Source organism: Micromonospora kangleipakensis (assembly GCF_004217615.1).
GTDB classification, from domain to species: Bacteria; Actinomycetota; Actinomycetes; order Mycobacteriales; family Micromonosporaceae; genus Micromonospora; species Micromonospora kangleipakensis.
Map to the genome: position 1 here is coordinate 2,673,807 of NZ_SHLD01000001.1, position 19,165 is coordinate 2,692,971.

Annotated in this window: 14 protein-coding genes; 8 read left to right on the plus strand and 6 right to left on the minus strand. The window is 74.9% G+C overall.

Annotated features, from left to right (window positions below; genetic code table 11):
• Window positions 1-15: 15 nt before the first annotated feature.
• Complete coding sequence (locus EV384_RS12965) at window positions 16-1,311, plus strand: outer membrane protein assembly factor BamB family protein (protein ID WP_130333284.1); 1,296 nt, start codon at window positions 16-18, stop codon at window positions 1,309-1,311.
• Window positions 1,308-2,591, plus strand: a complete 1,284-nt coding sequence (locus EV384_RS12970; RefSeq protein WP_130333285.1) for a PQQ-binding-like beta-propeller repeat protein — start codon at window positions 1,308-1,310, stop codon at window positions 2,589-2,591. Before EV384_RS12965 ends, EV384_RS12970 begins: the two co-directional genes overlap by 4 nt.
• Window positions 2,592-2,599: 8 nt before the next feature.
• On the opposite strand, the gene EV384_RS12975 is transcribed toward EV384_RS12970, so the two are convergent.
• The gene (locus tag EV384_RS12975; protein ID WP_242624029.1) at window positions 2,600-3,802 is read right to left on the minus strand and encodes a C39 family peptidase; all 1,203 of its coding nucleotides are present in this window, start codon (window positions 3,800-3,802) and stop codon (window positions 2,600-2,602) included.
• A gap of 161 nt (window positions 3,803-3,963) precedes the next feature.
• Here EV384_RS12975 and EV384_RS12980 point away from each other — a divergent pair, with 161 nt between their 5' ends.
• The 4 genes from EV384_RS12980 (at window position 3,964) to EV384_RS12995 (ending at window position 9,375) form a co-directional block, all read left to right on the plus strand.
• Window positions 3,964-4,632, plus strand: coding sequence for a response regulator transcription factor (locus EV384_RS12980; RefSeq protein ID WP_130333286.1), 669 nt, complete (start codon window positions 3,964-3,966; stop codon window positions 4,630-4,632).
• 115 nt (window positions 4,633-4,747) lie between these two features.
• Window positions 4,748-5,908 (plus strand): sensor histidine kinase, encoded by a 1,161-nt coding sequence (locus EV384_RS12985; RefSeq protein WP_165439924.1) that lies wholly within the window; start codon window positions 4,748-4,750, stop codon window positions 5,906-5,908.
• A gap of 307 nt (window positions 5,909-6,215) precedes the next feature.
• Window positions 6,216-8,756 (plus strand): malectin domain-containing carbohydrate-binding protein, encoded by a 2,541-nt coding sequence (locus EV384_RS12990; RefSeq protein ID WP_130333287.1) that lies wholly within the window; start codon window positions 6,216-6,218, stop codon window positions 8,754-8,756.
• Between the two features lie 232 nt (window positions 8,757-8,988).
• Window positions 8,989-9,375, plus strand: coding sequence for a VOC family protein (locus EV384_RS12995; protein WP_130333288.1), 387 nt, complete (start codon window positions 8,989-8,991; stop codon window positions 9,373-9,375).
• Between the two features lie 64 nt (window positions 9,376-9,439).
• Here EV384_RS12995 and EV384_RS13000 read toward each other — a convergent pair whose 3' ends face one another.
• From EV384_RS13000 to EV384_RS13015, 4 genes are all read right to left on the minus strand, one after another.
• Window positions 9,440-10,366 carry a hypothetical protein gene (locus EV384_RS13000; protein ID WP_130333289.1) on the minus strand — a complete coding sequence of 309 codons (927 nt, stop codon included), beginning with the start codon at window positions 10,364-10,366 and terminating at the stop codon, window positions 9,440-9,442.
• Window positions 10,367-10,715: 349 nt separating this feature from the next.
• Window positions 10,716-12,779 carry a 3-hydroxyacyl-CoA dehydrogenase NAD-binding domain-containing protein gene (locus EV384_RS13005; protein ID WP_130333290.1) on the minus strand — a complete coding sequence of 688 codons (2,064 nt, stop codon included), beginning with the start codon at window positions 12,777-12,779 and terminating at the stop codon, window positions 10,716-10,718.
• Window positions 12,776-13,972 carry a thiolase family protein gene (locus EV384_RS13010; RefSeq protein ID WP_130333291.1) on the minus strand — a complete coding sequence of 399 codons (1,197 nt, stop codon included), beginning with the start codon at window positions 13,970-13,972 and terminating at the stop codon, window positions 12,776-12,778. Before EV384_RS13010 ends, EV384_RS13005 begins: the two co-directional genes overlap by 4 nt.
• A 191-nt stretch (window positions 13,973-14,163) precedes the next feature.
• Window positions 14,164-15,486 (minus strand): ribonuclease D, encoded by a 1,323-nt coding sequence (locus tag EV384_RS13015; RefSeq protein WP_130333292.1) that lies wholly within the window; start codon window positions 15,484-15,486, stop codon window positions 14,164-14,166.
• A gap of 674 nt (window positions 15,487-16,160) precedes the next feature.
• Between EV384_RS13015 and EV384_RS13020 the strand changes: the two genes are divergently transcribed.
• Complete coding sequence (locus EV384_RS13020) at window positions 16,161-17,408, plus strand: S1C family serine protease (protein WP_341273655.1); 1,248 nt, start codon at window positions 16,161-16,163, stop codon at window positions 17,406-17,408.
• A 167-nt stretch (window positions 17,409-17,575) separates the two neighbouring features.
• A complete protein-coding gene (locus tag EV384_RS13025) occupies window positions 17,576-18,355 on the plus strand; it encodes a hypothetical protein (protein WP_130333293.1) in 780 nt (259 codons plus the stop codon).
• A gap of 112 nt (window positions 18,356-18,467) precedes the next feature.
• On the opposite strand, the gene EV384_RS13030 is transcribed toward EV384_RS13025, so the two are convergent.
• Window positions 18,468-19,040 (minus strand): DUF3000 domain-containing protein, encoded by a 573-nt coding sequence (locus tag EV384_RS13030; protein ID WP_130333294.1) that lies wholly within the window; start codon window positions 19,038-19,040, stop codon window positions 18,468-18,470.
• Window positions 19,041-19,165 lie beyond the last annotated feature (125 nt).

Consider the following 19,165-nt stretch of genomic DNA (forward strand, 5'->3'; position numbering starts at 1 on the left):
CGGGGAGGGGTGGCCGTGACCGTCATCGATCTGGGTGAGCTCCGCGACGACCCGGCGCCGGGACCGTCGACGCCCCGGCCGCGGCCCCGGGAGCGGTCCGCCGCGCGGCCGTACCGGATCCTGGCGGTGCTGGCGGTGGCCCTGCTCACGCTCGCCGGCGGCGTCCCGGCGGTCGGGCGTCCGGCCGCCGCCGTGCCGGCCCGCCCCGGCGCGGCGGCCTTCCTCGTCGGCGACCGCCTCTACCTGGTCGAGCCGTCCGACCTGGACCGGAACGAGGGGCGGCAGCTGGTCGCGTACCGGATTCCGGCCGACGGTCCGCCCGCCCTGCTGTGGCGCAGCTCGCTACCGGTGGGCATTGGCGACAACGTCGGGCTGCTGAACCGGGCCGGATCGGTGCTGCTCACCGGGCCGGTGGGCGGCGCCGACGACGCGTACGGGACGTTCACCGTCGACGCCCGCACCGGACGGCTCGGCTGGCAACAGCCCGGCGTCGCGGTCGAGGCGGGGGACGCTGTGCTCATCCAGACCCAAGGGGCGGAGGGGCAGGGCAGGATCCGCCGGGTCGACGTGCCGTCCGGGCGGGCACTGTGGTCGCTGCGTACGCCGGGCGGCGTCGACCTGCGCTACGGCCCGGCCGGGGCCGACCGGGTCGTGCTGGCACCGGCCTCCGGCGAGGTCGAGGTGCGCGACGCCGTCTCCGGCGCCCGGCTGGTCACCCGCGACATCCGTCCCGGTGAGCTGCCCAGCTGGCAGCGGACAGCGGTGATCGACGACCTGCTGCTGGTGATCCGGGACAACGGCGCCACGGTCACCGGTTACGGCCTGGACCGCCTGGACCGGCGCTGGACGACCCGGCTCTCCCTGGTCGGCGACCTGAGCTCCTGCGGCGCCCTGCTCTGCGCCTACCAACAGGTCGGCGGGATGTGGGCGCTCGACCCGGCGACCGGCGCGACCCGGTGGCACGACGAGCACTGGCAGGCGGTGCTGCGCGACACGGCCGGCCGGTTCCTGGTGATCGCGGCCGACCCCGCTGGGGCCTCCCGGTACGCGGTGGTCGAGGCGGCGACCGGTCACCTGCTGGCCGACCTGGGCAGCTGGGAGCTGGCGAACTGGTCCGACCGGGACGACCCGCTGATCGGCACCCGGTGGGGCTGGGACGGTCGGCTGGTCGTGGCCGAGCTCGATCCCGTGGCCGCCCGGGCCCGGGTGATCGGCGCGCTGCCCGGCCTGCTCGGCGACTGCCGGGTCGGCGCGGGCGTGCTCGCCTGCCGACGGGCCGATGGCGGGTTCGGGCTGTGGCGGCTGCCGTGAGTCCGGTGATCGAGCTGGGCGAGCTGCGGCACGGCGACGAGGTCGAGCCGCCGCCCGACCCGCGCCGTTCCCCTTCCCGGTCGGCGCGCGTCGCGGCGCTGCTCTGTGCCGCGTTGCTCGGTCTGGCCGGCTCGGCCGCCGCCCCGGGCCGGGGGCCGTCCGTGACGGTGCCCGCCCCGCAGGGCGCCGGCTTCCTGGTGCTCGGCGACCGGCTGGTGGTCGCGGACGGGCCGGGCACGGTGGGCCGGGCGGGTCGGGTGGTGACCGGGCACCGGCTGCCCGACGGGGAGCCGCTGTGGCGGTTCGTCCTCCCCACCGGCGACCACGCGCTCGGTCTCACCACGATGGCCGGCGCGGTGCTGGTGATCAGCAGCCCTGCCGGGGCCGGCGACCCCGCCTCCACCGCGCTGGACCCGGAGACCGGGGCGGTGCGCTGGCGACAGCCCGGCTACCCGGTCCGGACGGAGTCCGACGGCGTGCTCTTCGAGACGCCCCGGGCGGACGGGACGGGCACCGTCCGGTCGGTCGACCCGGTGTCGGGCCGGTCGAGGTGGTCGCTGCCGCTGCCCGGCAACGGGCTCGCGTACGAGATCGGCGACCGGGGCGTGACGCGGGTGGTGCTGGTCACCGCCGCCGGCCGAGTGGAGGTCCACGACGCCGGCTCGGGGGCGCTGCTGCGTGCCGGCCGGGTGCCGCCGGCCGCGGACGGGGTGTCGTACCGGTTCACCCAGGTCGTCGGCGACCTGCTGCTGCTCGACGGGGCGCCGGGCACGGTCACGGCGTACGGTCTGGACCGGCTGGACCGGCGCTGGAGCATGCCGGTCGGCCCGTCGGCCGAGGCCTGGTTCGCCGACTGCGCCGGGGTGATCTGCCTGCGCGACCGGGGTCCCGGGCTGCGGGCCGTCGACCCGGCGACCGGGCGTCCGCTCTGGACGGACGACCGCTGGCTGGGGATCGGCCCGGTCGGCGGCCGACTCCTCGCCAGCGCCCCGGCCGTCGGACTGGAGATGGAGCTGTCGGTGGTCGACCCGCGGACCGGCGGCACGCTCGCCCGGCTGGGGCGCTGGCGGCTGGGCGGCGGCGGCGACCCACGCCCGCTGCTGGGGCTGCGCCGGCTCGGCGATGACCGGACCCTCGTCGCCGAGTTGGACGTCCCGGCCGGGCAGGCCCGGTTCCGGGCCGTGCTGCCGGGCTCCTGGGACGACTGCGCCGCCGCGGCCGCCGCCCTGGTCTGCCTGCGGCCCTCCGGGGGCCTCCTGGTCTGGCCGGAGCGCCGCTGATCAGCGGCTCACCAGTTGGCCTGCGCGGGGGCGGGCGGCAGCGGCACCGACGCCGGCCGGATCACGTACGCCAGGCCGCCGCTGCTGCCGAGCCAGGCGGCCTGGAACCGGTCCCGCGCCACGGTCCGGCGGACCGTGGCGTCGTCGGCGGCGTACGGGTCGTTGAGCACCGGGTCGCCGTCGGCGGTGAAGCCGACCAGCACGATCAGGTGGCCCTTGGTGTCGTAGTCCAGCCCGGGCACCTCCCCGGCGCGGAAGGCGGCCGACACGACCAGCGGGATGCCGGCGGCGACGAACTCCTCCGCCTCGGCGAGCGACCGCAGCCGGGTGACGAACGCGTCCACCCCGTGCCGCCCCGCGTACGCGGTGTTGAACGGCCAGTTGCCCGCGCCCGCGTAGGCGTGGTCGTAGCATCCCCGGGCCGCGTGCACCACCACCGGCCGGGGGCCGGGCGGCCGCACCCAGGCGTACCGGTCCGGGGTGGGGCCGGCACCCCAGAAGTCCAGCACCATCGAGACGCAGGTGGGGCTGCACCAGGAGTCCCCGCCGCCGCCCCAGCGGGTCTCCCCGCCGCCGTGCAGCCGCTGCGCGTACCGGGGCACGTCCAGCACCCGCCCCCGGGCGGCGCCGCCGGCCGCGGTGGCGGCCGCGGTGGCGGCCGGCGGGTCGGGCGCGTCCCGCTCCTCGGCCGAGGCCACCGCCCCGACGGTACGCAGCACCGGGCCGGCCGCGGCGTCGGTGCGGCGGAACAGGGTGACCCGCGCCTGCCAGCCGGTCGTGGACCGCCGGGCGCAGAGCGTGTCGACCGCGACCCGGGCGTCGTCGCCCTGCTGGCCCGGCACCGAGCTGCGGTGGACCGTCGTGTCGTCGGCGGCCCAGCGGCCCAGCACGTACCAGTCGGTGGACGGCTCGCCCCCGTCCCAGCCGCGCAGCTCGACCTGGAGCCAGCCGCCCTCCGGGGTGTCCCCGGTCCAGGACGGGACGATCTCGTCGGCGGCGAAGCCGGTCCACACCACCGGGGAGGTCCAGGTCGCCCGGTCGTACCGGGCGGTGCGGCCGGTGTGCGGGTCGGTGTGGTCGAGCCGACCGACCGGCGCGCCGATCGCCAGGCCGCCCGGGACGGCGACCACCCCCTCGGCGGCGCCCAGGTCGAGGTCGGCCGGCAGGCGGAAGCCGCGGTACGCGACGTTCCGCTCAGGCGTTCCGGTCATGGCAGCTCCGTCCGCTCGTCGCCGGCCGCCCGCGCCCGGGGTGGGTGGCGGCGGGCGCCGGGAAGCATCGCGTACCTGAAGGTTTTCTGCAACGACGGCGAGGGACGCTGGTTTGGTGGCCGGCACTAGGTTGTCGGGAGGTCACGAGGCAGGAGGCCGGGATGCGGGTACTGGTGGTGGAGGACGAGCGCAACCTCGCCGACGCGATCGCGCGGGGGCTGCGCAAGCGCGGCATGGCGGTGGACGTCGCGTACGACGGCAGCACCGGCCACGAGGCCGCCTTCGTCACCCGGTACGACGTGGTGATCCTCGACCGGGACCTGCCCGGCGTGCACGGCGACCGGATCTGCGCGGACCTGGCCGCCTCCGGCACGCTGACCCGGGTGCTGATGCTCACCGCCAGCGGCACCGTCGCCGACAAGGTCGAGGGGTTGCAGCTCGGGGCCGACGACTACCTGCCCAAGCCGTTCGCCTTCGACGAGCTGGTCGCCCGGGTGCAGGCGCTCGGCCGGCGGGCCACCCCGGCCGCCCCGCCGGTGCTGCAGGTCGCCGACCTGGTGCTCGACCCGGCCCGCCGGGTGGTCACCCGGAGGGGCGAGCCGGTCGACCTGACCAACAAGGAGTTCGGCGTCCTCGCCGAACTGCTCAAGGCCCGCGGCGCGGTGGTCTCCAGCGAGGAGCTGCTGGAACGGGTCTGGGACGCGAACACCGACCCGTTCACCACGATCGTCCGGGTCACCGTGATGACGCTGCGCAAGAAACTCGGCGACCCGCCGCTGATCGAGACGGTGGTGGGCGCCGGCTACCGGACGGCCGAGGTGGCGCCGTGAGCGCGAGGAGTGAGCCGGGTTTGCGAGCCCCGCAGTCGCGAACTGAGGTGGCGCCGTGAGCGCGAGGAGTGAGCCGGGTTTGCGAGCCCCGCAGTCGCGAACCGAGGGTGGCGCCGTGAGCCGCCGGTTGCGGGTGCGCCCCACCCTGCGGCTGCGGCTCACCCTGCTCAACGGGGTGCTGCTGGTCGGCGCCGGGGCGATCCTGGTGCTGCTCGCCTGGCTGCTGGTCCGCGCCGCGCTGCGCCCGACCGACGAGCTGCTGCCCGGGACCACGGTGGTGCTCGCCGACGGCCGCACCCTCGACGCCGGGCAGTGGCAGCGGGAGCTGGTCGACGCCGCGTCGCGGGAGTTGCTGATCAAGGGCCTGGTGGCGCTGCTGGCGATCAGCGTGGTCGGGGTCGCCGGGGCGTGGGCGGTGGCCGGCCGGGCGCTGCGCCCGCTGCACCAGGTCACCGCGACCGCCCAGCGCCTCGGCGAGGCCACCCTCGACCAGCGGATCGGCTGGTCCGGGGCGGACGACGAGGTGGCCGAGCTGGCCAAGACGTTCGACGCGATGCTGGACCGGATCGCCGCCGCGTTCGAGGCGCAGAAGCGCTTCGTCGCCAACGCCTCGCACGAGCTGCGTACCCCGCTCGCCGTGATGCGGACCGAGATCGACGTGACGCTCAGCGACGACGAGGCGGACATCGCCGAGTACCGCCGGATGGCGACCGTGGTGCGGGACGCCTCGGAGCGGGCCAACGGCCTGGTCGACGCCCTGCTGGTGCTGGCCCGCAGCGAGGCCCAGACCGGCCGCCGGCTGGGCCGCCGCGCCGAGTGCGACCTCGCCGTCGGCACCGCCAACGCGCTCTCCGCGGTCGCCCGCGAGGTGGAACGGATCGGGCTGCGGGTGCAGACCTCGCTGCGCCCGGCGCCGGTGGTCGGCGACCCGGGGCTGCTCGACCGGCTCGCCGGCAACCTGATCGAGAACGCGGTCCGCTACAACCACCTGCACGGCCGGATCTGGGTGCGTACCGGCAGCGACGGGCAGCGCTCCTGGCTCGTGGTGGGGAACACCGGCTTCGAGGTCGCCCAGGCCGACGTGCCGGGGCTGTTCGAGCCGTTCCGGCGCGGCGGCCAGGAGCGGACCGGGGCGCGCGGCTCCGGCCTCGGGCTTTCCATCGTCCGCGCGGTCTGCGACGCGCACGGCGGCGCGGTCGCGGTGGTCGCCCAGCCCGGCGGCGGCCTGGAGGTGACGGTCACCCTGCCGTCGGTCGACGTCCCCTACCCGAGCTGACCGGGCCTCCGTTCGGCGTCGGCGGGACCGGCGGACGGCGCGGCGGTCCCCGCCGAACCACCATCCACAGTCACCTTTTCGTGCAGGCGGTCCGGCTGTCCCGTCCGGCCTCCTCGGTGGTCGGGCGGGCCGCCGCCGAGGGTCGGATACAAAACGCGGCGGGCGCTGGACGGCGGGGAACCGGTGCCGCAGGGTGGGCAGTGCGCCTTGCCTCACCCGGCCGTACCCCGGCGGCCGGACGGGTGCCTCACCCCGCCGCGCCGGGAGTCCGCCGGTCCTGTCCGCGCATGCCAGACCGGAGCTGCCAGTGACTCATCCCTCGGCCCTGACCCGCCGGGTTCTCGCGGCGCTCGCCGCGGTCGCCCTCACCGCGGCCGGCCTCACCGCCGCCGGCCCGGCCACCGCCGCGCCCGACCACACCACGCTGGTGAAGGAGGTCCCCTCCACCGCCTCGCCGGACATCATGGACGGCACCGTCCACGCCATCTACGACGCCGGTACGAAGATCATCGCCGCCGGCACGTTCACCCGGGCGCAGAACCGCGGCTCCGACGTGGACATCACCCGCAACTACGTCCTCGCCTTCGACAAGGCCACCGGGACGGTGGACACCGCCTTCGCCCCGACCGTCGACAACGAGGTCTACGCGGTGGTCGCCGGGCCCACCGCCGGCACCGTCTTCATCGCCGGCAAGTTCAACACCGTGAACGGGGTCACCCGGCGCAAGGTGGCCCTGCTCAACGTCGCCACCGGCGCGGTGGTCACCAGCTTCGCCGGCCCGGCCTTCAACGGCCTGGTCAACGACGCCGCCCTGGTCGGCGGCCGGCTCCTGGTCGGCGGCATCTTCACCACCGCCGGCAACACCAACCCGCGCGACGGGCTCGCCTCGCTCAACGCCAGCACCGGCGCGGTGGACGGCTACCTGACCACCACCCTCACCGAGCACCACAACTACGACGGGGTCAGCGGGGCCAGCGGCGGGGTGGGCGCGAGCAAGCTCACCGTCTCCCCGGACGGCCGGCAGCTCGTGGTGATCGGCAACTTCAAGAAGGCCGACGGGGTGGTCCACGACCAGATCGTCAAGCTCGACCTCGGCGCCACCGCGGCCACCATCGCCGACTGGAACACCAGCCGGTACACCCCGCGCTGCGCCTGGTGGGCCTTCGACTCGTACATGCGGGACGTGGCGTACGCCCCGGACAGCAGCTACTTCGTGGTGGTGACCACCGGCGCCCCGAACGCCGGCACCCTCTGCGACGCCGCCGCCCGCTGGGAGGCCGGCGCGACCGGCACCGAACTCCAGCCCACCTGGGCGGACTACTCCGGCGGGGACACCTTCCTGTCGGTGGGGATCAGCGAGCAGGCGGTCTACGTCGGCGGGCACATCCGCTGGCTGAACAACAGCTTCGGCGGCGACTCGGCCCAGGCCGGCGCGGTGGGCCGGGCCAGCATCGCCGCGCTGGACCCGCGTAGCGGCCTACCGCTGTCCTGGAACCCCGGCCGGCACCCGCGCGGCGTCGGCGCGACGGAGATGCTGGTGACGCCGAGCGGCGTGTGGGTCGGCTCCGACACCTCCTGGATCGGCAACTTCCAGTACCGGCGCGAGCGGATCGCGTTCTTCCCGCTGACCGGCGGGGCCGCCCCGCACCCGACCACCACGGCGAGCCTGCCCGGCAAGGTCTACCGGGCCGGCGTCCCGGCGCCGACGAACGTGCTCTACCGGGTGAACGCCGGCGGGCCGCTGGTCGGCTCGACCGACAGCGGGCCGGACTGGGCGGCCGACGACTCCGGCAACCCGAGCCCGCACCACAACGCCGGCAGCAGCACCGCCGGGTTCGCGGCGGTGGGCAGCGTCGACGCCACCGTACCGGCCGGCACCCCGGCGGCCCTCTACAGCGACGAGCGCTGGGACTCCGGCGGCGATCCGGAGATGCGCTGGCAGTTCCCGGTGCCGGCCGGCACCGAGATCCAGGTCCGGCTCTACCTGGCCAACCGGTACGACGGCACCGCGGACCCCGGCTCCCGGGTCTTCGACGTCTCCCTGGACGGCGCCCTCGTCCTCGACAACCTGGACCTCTCCGGGACCGTCGGGCACAACGTGGGCACCATGCGCTCCTTCACCGTCGTCAGCGACGGCTCGGTCGACATCGACTTCGGGCACGTGGTGGAGAACCCGCTCGTCGACGGCATCGAGATCGTCAAGACCGGGGCGCCGCCGGCGGGCACCGGCGACGAGGTCGAGGTCCGCCCGTACGACGGGGTGACCACGGTCGGCGCGACCAGCCCGGTGGCCAACCCGGACGGCACCGCCTGGTCCACCGCCCGGGGCGGCTTCTGGGTGGGCGGCACGTTCTTCTACGGCATGAACGGCGCGCTGTGGCGGCGTACCTTCGACGGTGCCACCTTCGGCGCGCCGACGCTGGTCGACCCGTACCACGACGCGTACTGGGACGCGGTGGAGACCGACTCCGGGCCGGCCGGCCAGACGTACGTCGGGGTGACCACCAACTTCTACGCCGAGATCCCGAACGTGAGCGGGATGTTCTACACCGCCGGCCGGCTCTACTACACCCTCGTCGGGCAGGGCGGCCTCTACTGGCGCTGGTTCAGCCCGGACAGCGGGGTGGTGGGCGCGGAGAAGTTCACCGTCGCGGGGGTGACCGGTCTCGCCGACGCGGGCGGGGTCTTCCTCTCCGGGAGCACCCTCTACCAGGTCAACCGGAGCACCGGTGAGCTCTCCTCGACAGACTGGGCCGGTGGCGTGCCGACCGGGTCGTTCACCGTGCGGAGCGGACCGGCCGTGGACGGCGCCGACTGGCGGGCGAAGGCCGTGTTCGTCGGCCCGTGACCCGTACCGCCGGATGACGCCGGCCCGGTCCCGTCGTGGGGCCGGGCCGGCGTCGTCGCAAGGGGGTTGTGCCCCCGGCCCGGGCGGTGACATGATCGGCCGCGTCAGCCCGACACGCGGAAAGGGGGTGCGGTCGATGTCCACCACGAACAGTCCCGCGCCCCGCCCCGGTCACCGCTGACAACATCCACCTCCGCGGGGCGCACTCCACTCCACACCAGGAGGAAGCACCGTGAGTGCGTTGATCCACTGCGTCACCGTCGAGTCCGACGACCCGTACACCCTGGCCAGCTGGTGGGCGGGGGCGCTCGACCGCCGGCTGCACGACGACGACCACCCGGGTGACCCCGAGGCGGTCCTGGTCGCGCCCGGCGGCCACGGCCCCGACCTGCTCTTCGTCGAGGTCGGGGAGCGGCACGGCAAGGGTGCGTTCCATATCGACCTGCAACCGGCCGACCGGACCCGGGACGCCGAGGTCGAGCGGCTGCTCGGGCTCGGCGCCGCCCTGGTCGCCGACCGCCGCCGCCCGGACGGCACGGGCTGGGTGGTGCTCGCCGACCCGGAGGGCAACGAGTTCTGCGTCTGCCGCAGCGCGGCGGAACGGACCGCCTCGGCCTGACCCGGATACGCGCCGGGCCCCCGCCACCTGCGCGGCGGGGGCCCGGTCACCGGGTCCGGGCGGGTCAGCCCTTCTGCTCGATCTGGCCGCGCATCGTGGCGAACTGGGACTTCAGGTCGTCGGCGGACTTGAAGTACATGATGATCACGCCGAGGCTGCCGCGGTCGGCCCAGATGCAGACGCCCACGGGGCTGCCGTCGATCTTGCCGTCGCCGCACTTGGCGTCACCGCCCAGCGGGCCGGCGTCCACCGGGCTGAACGTCGTCACCGCCAGCTCGCTGGAGAGGCTCTTGGCGCCGTCCTCCAGCTCCTTCTTCGGGTCGGCCAGCACGCCGGACGCGCCGGCGATCATGACCAGATCCTTCTTGGCCGGGTTGCCGTAGAACGCACCGACGGTGCTGGTGGCGTCCGGAACGTCCTTCTTCATCTCCGCGCTCATCTGCTCGGCGGCGGACGTCAGCTGCGGATCCGTCACCTTGGGCTTGCCGGCCAGCGTCGCGGGCGCCACCAGGCGGGTCTTGGTGGCGTCGACCACGTCGCCGACCTTGTCCTTGGCGGCGAAGACGAGGACCGCGCCGCCGCCCAGGCAGAGCACCACCACGACGGCCAGGGTGATCAGCAGGATCCGGCCGACGTTCGACTTCTTGGGCGGAGGGCCGGCCGGGGCGCCGTAGGACGGCTGGCCGCTCTCCAGGTACGAGCCGGCATGCGAGGCAGGCTGCTCACCGGGGTAGCCGCCGCCGTACTGCGGGCCGGGCTGCTGCGGCGGGTAGCCACCGCCGTACTGCGGGTCCGAGTGCTGCGGCGGGTAGCCGCCGCCGTACTGGGGACCGGGCTGCTGCGGCGGGTAGCCGCCGCCGTACTGGGGGTCCGACTGCTGGGGCGGGTAGCCGCCGCCGTACTGCGGGCCGGGCTGCTGCGACGGGTAGCCGCCGGGCTGCTGCGGCGGCGGGTAGGAACCGGGATAGGGATTGGACGGCGGCTGGGACATGGGTCAGCTCCAGACAAAGATCGGGACGGGTGATCCTAGTCAGGCCGGCCGACCTGCCGCTGTCCGCCCGGCGTCAACGTGACGAAACCGCCGTCGGGTCGTGACCAGGCAGGCCGTACCGGGCCCGGAGCGACGGCCGCCACCCCGGAAGGCCCGGCCCCCCGCACCGCGCCCGGGAAGCCCGGTTCGGCGCGCCGCCGGGCCGGGAGGTCCGCCCCCGGACATGACGATCGCGGTGGCCGGTCCGTCCGGAGGGACGGGCGGCCACCGCGATCGCGGGGGAGCGGGGGTGGGTCAGGCTGACGGCTCCAGGTCGCGGCGCGGCGTCAGACGCGCCGAGCTGGAGTTGTCACAGCAGGCTGGCGACCCCGCGCGGCAGGAACCGCTGGCCGGTGACCCGCTCGGAGGAGCCGGTCCGGTCCAGGTACGGCGTGACGCCGCCCAGGTGGAACGGCCAGCCGGCGCCGAGGATCATGCACAGGTCGATGTCCTGCGCCTCGGCGACGACGCCCTCGTCGAGCATCAGCCGGATCTCCTGCGCCAGCGCGTCGAGCGCGTTCTGGCGTACCTGCTCGGCGGTGAGCGGCTGGTCGCCGACCACGAGCAGCTTGGCGACGTCCTCGTTGACCCGGTCGTCGACCACGATCGGCTGGCCGGACTCGGCGATCCGCTTGAGGTTCTCGCTGACCGCGAAGCGGTCCGGGAACGCGGCGTGCAGGGTGCCGCCCACGTGGTACGCCACGGCCGGCCCGACCAGCTGGAGCAGGGCGAGCGGGCGCATCGGCAGGCCCAGCGGGTCCAGCGCGCTGTTCGCCACGTCCAGCGGGGTGCCCTGGTCGACGGCGGCGAAGACCGTGCCGAGGAAGCGGGTGAGCAGCCGGTTGACCACGAACGCCGGGGCGTCCTTGACCAGCACCGAGGACTTCTTCAGCTGCTTGCCGACCGCGAACGCGGTGGCCAGCGTGGCGTCGTCGGTCCGCTCGCCCCGGACGATCTCCAGCAGCGGCATCATCGCGACCGGGTTGAAGAAGTGGAAGCCGACCACCCGCTCCGGGTGCTCCAGCTCGGCGGCCATCGCGGTGACCGACAGCGACGAGGTGTTCGTCGCCAGCACCGCCTCCGGCTTGACGATCTTCTCCAGCTCGGCCCAGACCTGCTTCTTGACGTCGAGGTCCTCGAAGACGGCCTCGATGACGAAGTCGGCGTCGGCGAAGACGGACTTGTCGACCGAGCCGCTGACCAGGCCGTACAGCTTGGCGGCGGTGCCCTTGTCCATCCGGCCCTTGCTGACGGCCTTCTCGATCTGGGTGTGCACGTAACCGACGCCCTTGTCCACCCGGGCCTGGTCCAGGTCGGTCATCACGACCGGCACCTGGAGGCGGCGGGCGAAGAGCAGCGCGAGCTGGCTGGCCATCAGGCCGGCGCCGACGATGCCCACCTTGGTGACCGGGCGGGCCAGCCCCTTGTCCGGCGCGCCGGCCGGCCGCTTGGCCCGCCGCTGCACCAGGTCGAAGGCGTACAGGCCGCTGCGCAGCTCCTCGGAGAAGACCAGGTCCGCCAGGGCCTCGTCCTCCGCGGCGGTGCCGGTGGCGAAGTCGGCGTCCTTCGCCGTCTCCAGCAGGTCCAGCGCCTTGTACGCGGCCGGGACCGCGCCGTGCAGCCGCTGGTCGAGGGTCTGCCGGGCGAAGTACAGCACGCCCGCCCACATGTCCTTGTCGACCTCGGGCCGGGTCACCGTGACCTCGCCCCGCACCACGCCGGCGGCCCACTCCAGGGACCGTTCCAGGAAGTCCGCCGGCTCCAGCAGCACGTCCGCGATGCCCATCTCGGCGGCCTGCTTCGGCTTGAGCATCTTGTTCTGCATCAGCGGGTTCTGGATGACCACCTGGGTGGCGGCCGGGATGCCGATCAGGTTCGGCAGCAGCTGGGTGCCGCCCCAGCCGGGGACCAGGCCGAGCGAGACCTCGGGCAGCGCCAGGGCAGCCGCGCCACCGGAGAGCGTCCGGTAGTGGCAGTGCAGGGCCAGCTCCAGGCCGCCGCCCATCGCCGCGCCGTTGACGAAGGCGAAGGTCGGGATCTCGCTGTCCTTGAGCCGGGCGAAGACCCGGTGGCCGAGCCGGCCGATCTCCAGCGCCTGCGCGCGGTCGGCGAGCGCCGGCAGGCCGACGATGTCCGCGCCCACGCAGAAGATGTACGGCTTGCCGGTGACCGCGATGAACGCCGGGTTCGCCGCCAGGGCGGCGGTGATCGCCTCGTCCAGGCTGGTCAGCCCGGCCGGGCCGAAGGTGTTCGGCTTGGTGTGGTCGAAGCCGTTGTCCAGGGTGATCAGGGCGGCGGGACGGTCCAGCCCCGGCACGTTCACCTGGCGCAGCAGCGCCTTGGTGACGACCTCGTTCGGTGCGGTGAGGCTCACTTGTCTCCACCCTCCCAGTGCGGGTTCTCCCAGATGACCGTGCCGCCCATGCCGATGCCGATGCACATGGCGGTGAGGCCGTAGCGGACCTCGGGGTGCTCGGCGAACTGCCGGGCGAGCTGGGTCATCAGCCGCACACCCGAGGACGCGAGCGGGTGACCGATGGCGATCGCACCGCCCCACGGGTTGACCCGCGGGTCGTCGTCGGCGATGCCGAAGTGGTCGAGGAAGGCGAGCACCTGCACGGCGAACGCCTCGTTCAGCTCGAACAGGCCGATGTCGTCGATGGTCAGGCCGGCGATGCGCAGCGCCTTCTCGGTCGACGGGATCGGGCCGACGCCCATCACCTCCGGCTCGACGCCGACGAAGCCGAACGACACCAGCCGCATGGCGATCGGGAGGCCCAGCTCGCGGGCGACGTCCTCGGAGGCGAGCAGGCTGGCCGTGGCGCCGTCGTTCAGGCCGGCCGCGTTGCCCGCGGTGACCTTGCCGTGCGGGCGGAACGGGGTCTTCAGGGTGGCCAGCTTCTCCAGGGAGGTGTCCCGGGGAGCCTCGTCCACGGTGGCCAGGCCCCAGCCGTTCTCCTCGTCGCGGATGGCGACCGGCACCAGGTCGTCCTGGAGCTTGCCGTTGGCGTACGCCTTCGCGGTCTTCTGCTGCGAGGCGAGCGCGAACGCGTCGGTGCGCTCCTTGGTGATGTGCGGGACCAGGTCGTGCAGGTTCTCCGCGGTGGCGCCCATGACCAGGGCGGACGGGTCGACCAGCTTCTCCGCGATGATCCGCGGGTTGGGGTCGACGCCCTCACCCATCGGGTGGCGGCCCATGTGCTCGACGCCGCCGGCGATGGCGATGTCGTACGCGCCCATGGCGATGCCGCCGGCGACGGTGGTGACGGCGGTCATCGCGCCGGCGCACATCCGGTCGATCGCGAAGCCGGGGACCGTCTTGGGCAGCCCGGCCAGCAGGGCGGCGGTGCGGCCGATGGTCAGGCCCTGGTCGCCGATCTGGGTGGTGGCGGCGATGGCGACCTCCTCGACCCGCTCCGGCGGCAGCTGCGGGTTACGGCGCAGCAGCTCGCGGATGCAGCGGATGACCAGGTCGTCGGCGCGGGTGTTGGCGTACATGCCACCCGCCTTGCCGAACGGGGTACGGACGCCGTCGACGAAGACGACATCTCGAACTTCACGGGGCACTTGAGCCTCCTAGCCGGCACTGGCATTTCCCTCGGATGCTACTCGCCAGTAACCAACGCCGACACCACCCCCCGTGTGGCCCACCCCACACCCGCTGCCCGGCCCGCGCTGCGGTGATCATGAAGTTGTTGTCGGTTCACGCCGGCGTGTCGTGACAACAACTTCATGATCAACGCGCAAGGCGGTGGGGGTCAGGGGGTGGGGATGGTGAGGGCCTCGGTGAGGGCGGGGAGGAGGAGGGCGATCTGCCATTCGCGGGCGTTGAAGCCGCGGAGGGTCTCCGCCACCGTGTCGTCGCTGATCTCCTCCGGGGGCTGCCAGGCCAGCCGGCGGATCGAGTCGGGGGCGATCAGGTTCTCCGGGGGCAGGTTGTGCTCACCGGCGATCCGGACCACCACCTCCCGGCAGCGGGCCAGCCGGCCGGCGGCCACCGGGTCGCGCTCGGCCCAGCGGTGCGGTGGCGGCGGACCCTCCACCGTGGGGGCCACCGGCAGGGCGTCCTCCGGCAGCTGGCGGGCGTCGTCCAGGGCCGCCAGCCAGGTACGGGCGAGCCGGCGCACCGACCGGCCGCCGAAGCCGGGGAGGGTGAGCAGGGTCTTCTCGTCCTTCGGGTCCAGCTCGGCGGCGGCCACGATGGCCGAGTCGGGCAGCACCCGGCCCGGGGCGGCGTCCCGCCGGGCGGCGATCTGGTCCCGGGCGTACCAGAGGGAGCGGACCCGGGCCTGCGCCCGCGAGCCCCGGACCCGGTGGATGCCGGAGGTCCGCCGCCAGGGCTCGGCGCGGACCCGCGGCGGACGGGCGCCGGAGCGGACCAGCGCGGCGAACTCCTCCGCCGCCCACGCCGACTTGCCCTGCTTTTGCAGCTCCTCGTCGAGGGCGTCCCGCAGGTCGACCAGCATCTCCACGTCCAGCGCCGCGTACGTCAGCCAGGACTCCGGCAACGGCCGGCTGGACCAGTCCGCCGCCGAGTGGTGCTTCTCCAGGGTGTAGCCGAGCAGCTGCTCGGTCAGCGCGGCCAGGCCGACCCGCTCGAAACCGGCCAGCCGGGCGGCCAGTTCGGTGTCGAAGAGCCGTCGGGGCCGCAACCCCACCTCGGCCAGGCAGGCCAGGTCCTGGCTGGCGGCGTGCAGCACCCACTCGGCCCCGCCGATCGCCGCGTCCAGGGCGGCCAGATCGGGCAGCGGCAGCGGATCGATCAGCGCCGTGCCGGAGCCGGCCCGGCGCAGCTGCACCAGGTAGGCCCGCTGGCTGTAGCGGTATCCCGAGGCGCGCTCGGCGTCCAGGGCCACTGGTCCGGTGCCCGCGGCGAAGCGGGCCACGACCTCGTCGAGCTCGCTCGGGGTGGCCACCGGCGCGGGCGTGCCCTCGCGTGGCGCGGTGAGCGGTACGGGCCCGCCGATGGTGGGTTCGGTCCCCGCGTCAGCCGGCTCCGGCGCGGCCGGTGACGGGTGCTGAGAGGCCTCTCCCGTACGGCTTTCGGCGGGCCGACGGCGCAGGGGTGGTTCGTCGGTCACCTGACAACCCTAGTGCGCGACCGGATCCGGTGTGCGCAGCCGGTCGGGTGCGTGTCGACGCGATGGCTGCCGGGTGTCGTGACGGCGTCGGGTGGCGCCGACGTGGCAGTGTCGGACATCGGGGGAGACAAACCCCGTTCGCGCAGGTACGGTCCATCGAGCCGCCGAGGGACCGAGGGGCCTGGGTGGCATCGCGGCAGGGCGTCTACGGGGAGGACGTGGCGATCATGACGGCTGGGTACGGGTCGGGCGACGGGACGCCGGGACACGGCGCCGACGAGGCCACCGAGGGTGGCCGCGCGGAACGTCCCGAGACGGGCCGGCCGGGTCCGCTGCCGCCGCGCTTCGAGCCGCACCGACCGGTCGTTCCCGGCTACCCGGCGGCCGTCCCCGGCCCGCCGTCCCCGGCCGCCGCCGTTCCTCCCGCGCCCGCCGGCCCATCGGGCGAGCCAGCCACCGGCTTCCCTACCGCGCCCGCCGGCGCGCCGACCACCGCGTTCCCGCCGGCGTCCGCCAACCCGCCGGTCGCCGGCTACTCCGCCGCGTCCGGCTTCTCCGGCATTTCCGGCTCGCCGCCCGGCGCCTCCGCGCCCGGTCAGCCGGCGGCGGGCGCCCAGCCCGGCCTGCCTTCGCCCGCCGGGTTCGGGGCGGCCGCGCCCGCCTCCGAGACCGGACTGACGGGTCCCGGGCAGTCGAGCGTTCCCGGCCCCCGGGCCGGCTGGTCCGCGCCGCCGAACAGTGGCCAGTGGGGCGCTCCGACCGGTCCCGGGTCCGCCGCGACCGGGGCACCGGGCGGGCCGGGCGGATGGGCGCCCACCGAGCCGGCGCCGGAGCAGCCGTCCCGCGCCGGGTCACCGTTTCCGGGCGCGTCCCCCGGGCAGCCGAGCGCCGGACCGGGCCAGCCCGTGGGCCAGCCGATCTCCGGACCGGCGTACCCGGGTGGACAGGCCGGCTCAGGGGCGGCGTACCTGGGTGGGCAGCCGGTCTCCGGACCGGCGTACCCGGGTGGACAGGCCGGCTCAGGGGCGGCGTACCTGGGTGGGCAGCCGGTCTCCGGACCGGCATACCCGGGTGGGCAGCCGGTCTCCGCGCCCGCGTACCCGGGTGGGCCGGGCGGTTGGCCGGTCCCCGCGGCCGGGCCCGACCGGCGGCCTCGGCTGCCCGTGGTGGCGCTCGCGCTCGCCGCGGTGCTGGCCCTCGTCGCCGGGGTGCAGGCGTACCAGCTGCACCGGCTGGACGACCGGCTCGCCGCCAGCGACCGCCGGCTGGCCGAGGCGCAGCGCGCCGACGGCACCCGGCTGGACAGCCTCGACAAGCGCACGGAGGGGCTGGAGAAGCAGGTTGGCGCGGCGTTCAACCCCGAGGCCGTGGCGAGCGCCGTGCTGCCCAGCGTGTTCCGGGTCCGGGCCGGCCAGTTCACCGGTACGGCGTTCGCGATCGGCAAGCCGCCCGCCGGCGGCGGCACCACGCTGCTCACCAACTTCCACGTGGTGGAGTCGGTCTTCGACGGCGGCGGCCGGAAGGTCTTCCTGGAGCGGACCGACCAGCGCTTCGAGGCCACCATCGTCAAGGTCGACAAGGCCAAGGACATCGCCCAGCTGCGGACCACCGCCAAGTTCACCGGCCTGGTCGCCGCCGGCACGCCGGTCAAGTCCGGGCAGCAGATCGTCGTGGTCGGCGCCCCGCTGGGCCTGCAGGACAGCGTGACCACCGGTGTGGTGAGCGCGTTTCGTAAGGATGAGGACGGTTCCGGTCCGGTCATCCAGTTCGACGCGCCGATCAACCCCGGCAACTCGGGCGGCCCGGTGATCAACGGCTCGAAGGAGGTCGTCGGCATCGCCACCGCCAAGGCCCGGGACGCCGAGGGAATCGGTCTCGCCGTGCCGATCAGGACCGCCTGCGACACCTTCAAGCTCTGCTGACCGAACGACCGACCGAACGAATCGGCCGCCGCCCGGCCCACCGGCCGGCCGGCCTTGACTCCACCCCGCACCGTCGAACCTGTGGCGGCCGACGCCGTCGGCCCTCGACCCGCAGACCCCGGCCCTTCGGGGCCACCCCACGGGGGAACAGCAATCCGGAGGAAGAGATGTCCCAGCCACCCAACGGGCCGGAGGGCCACCGGCCGGCCTACCCGCCGCAGCCGCCGGCCGGCGGCGTCTACGGCACCCCGTACGGCGCCGGCCAGCCCGCACCCCAGCGGTACGGCCCGGCCCAGCCGGACCCGACCGTGCCCCAGCCCGCCCAGCCCGCCCAGCCCGCCCAGCCCGCGTCCGCCCCGCCGGTGCCCGGCCAGTACGCGCCGGGCTCCGCCCCGGTGTCGGGCCCGACGTACCCGCAGCCGTTCTCGGCGCCGCCGATGTCCGCCCCGCCGGTCTCCGGTCCGGACTTCGGTCAGCCGATGTCCGCCCCGCCCGGTTCGGTCCCGCCCTACGGCGCCCCCGCCGGGGGCGCCGGCAAGGGCCGCACCACGCTGATCCTCGCCGTCGTCGCGGGGCTGCTCTTCGTCCTCGGCGGCGTGATGACCGGCCTGTTCGTCACCAAGAACAACGAGCTGAACCGCACTGAGAAGAAGCTCTCCGCCCAGGTCAGCGAGCGGGACGGCACCATCGCGGCCAACAAGCAGGAGATGGAGAAGCTCAAGACCGACCTGCAGTCCGTGCGGGACAAGCTGGCCGACACCGAGCAGGACCTGACCGGCACCAAGAACGACCGGGACGAGCAGGCCCGGCAGAAGAAGGTCATCGCCACCTGCCTGGACAAGCTGACCCAGGCGATGGCGGCGGCGTCGGCCGGCAACCGGGCCGCCTTCGACAAGGCCAGCAAGGGCCTGGAAAAGGTCTGCGACGAGGCCGAGAACTACCTCTGACCCGCGACCCGGGGGTCGATCATGGCGGTGTGGCACCCGCCGAAAGGGGCGGATCGCCACGAACGAGGGGCCGCACCTCCATGATCGACCCTGGGAAGGGGGAGAGCCGGGGTCAGGTGGTCGTGGCGGGGCGGCGGGAGGGGAGGGCCGTCACGCCGGGTGGGGGGAGGCCGGCGGTCGAGGCCAGCAGGGCGCACCAGCCGAGCAGGTGCGCGCCCAGGTCGACGCCGAGCGGCGTCCAGGACGCGCGGATCTCGATGTCGCCGGCCGCGGGCGGCCCGGCCAGCTCCCCGAACCGGGTCGACAGGGTCTGGGTGACCGTGCCGCCGATCGCCCGGTGCCGGGCGTGCTGCGCGTCCAGCGCGTCGGTCAGCCACGTCCAGCCCACCCCGGGCAGCAGCGGGTCGGCGGCGAGATCCACCTCCAGCTCGGCGGTCACGTAGGTGACCAGCCGCAGGGTGCCCTGCCACGCCTCGTGCCCGGCCGGGTCGTGCAGCAGGATCAACCGCCCGGTGGCCACCTCGTCGCCGTCGCGCAGCACCCCGGCGGAGAGCGCGAACGCGTACGGGGCCAGCCGCTGGGGTGCCCCGACCTCCTCCAGCACGATCTCCGGCCGGGGGGTGACCGACCGCAGTCCGGCGACCGCGCGGGCGAAGGTTTCCGGGAGCGCGATCGGGGGGGCCATGCCGGCAGCCTATTCCGCCGCCCGCCCGGTCGTCCGGACGGCGCGCCGAGGGGCCCGTTCACGATCATCGGAGCGCGGGAGCGGCGACCGTCCGTGCGCCCGTACCCGCGTCGCGGGCCCCGTCA

Coding starts and splice junctions, on each gene's coding strand:
- EV384_RS12975 (WP_242624029.1), bottom strand. CDS start 3,802: ATGACCGGAACGCCTGAGCGGAACGTCGCGTACCGCGGCTTCCGCCTG.
- EV384_RS12980 (WP_130333286.1), top strand. CDS start 3,964: ATGCGGGTACTGGTGGTGGAGGACGAGCGCAACCTCGCCGACGCGATC.
- EV384_RS13000 (WP_130333289.1), bottom strand. CDS start 10,366: ATGTCCCAGCCGCCGTCCAATCCCTATCCCGGTTCCTACCCGCCGCCG.
- EV384_RS13025 (WP_130333293.1), top strand. CDS start 17,576: ATGTCCCAGCCACCCAACGGGCCGGAGGGCCACCGGCCGGCCTACCCG.
- EV384_RS13030 (WP_130333294.1), bottom strand. CDS start 19,040: ATGGCCCCCCCGATCGCGCTCCCGGAAACCTTCGCCCGCGCGGTCGCC.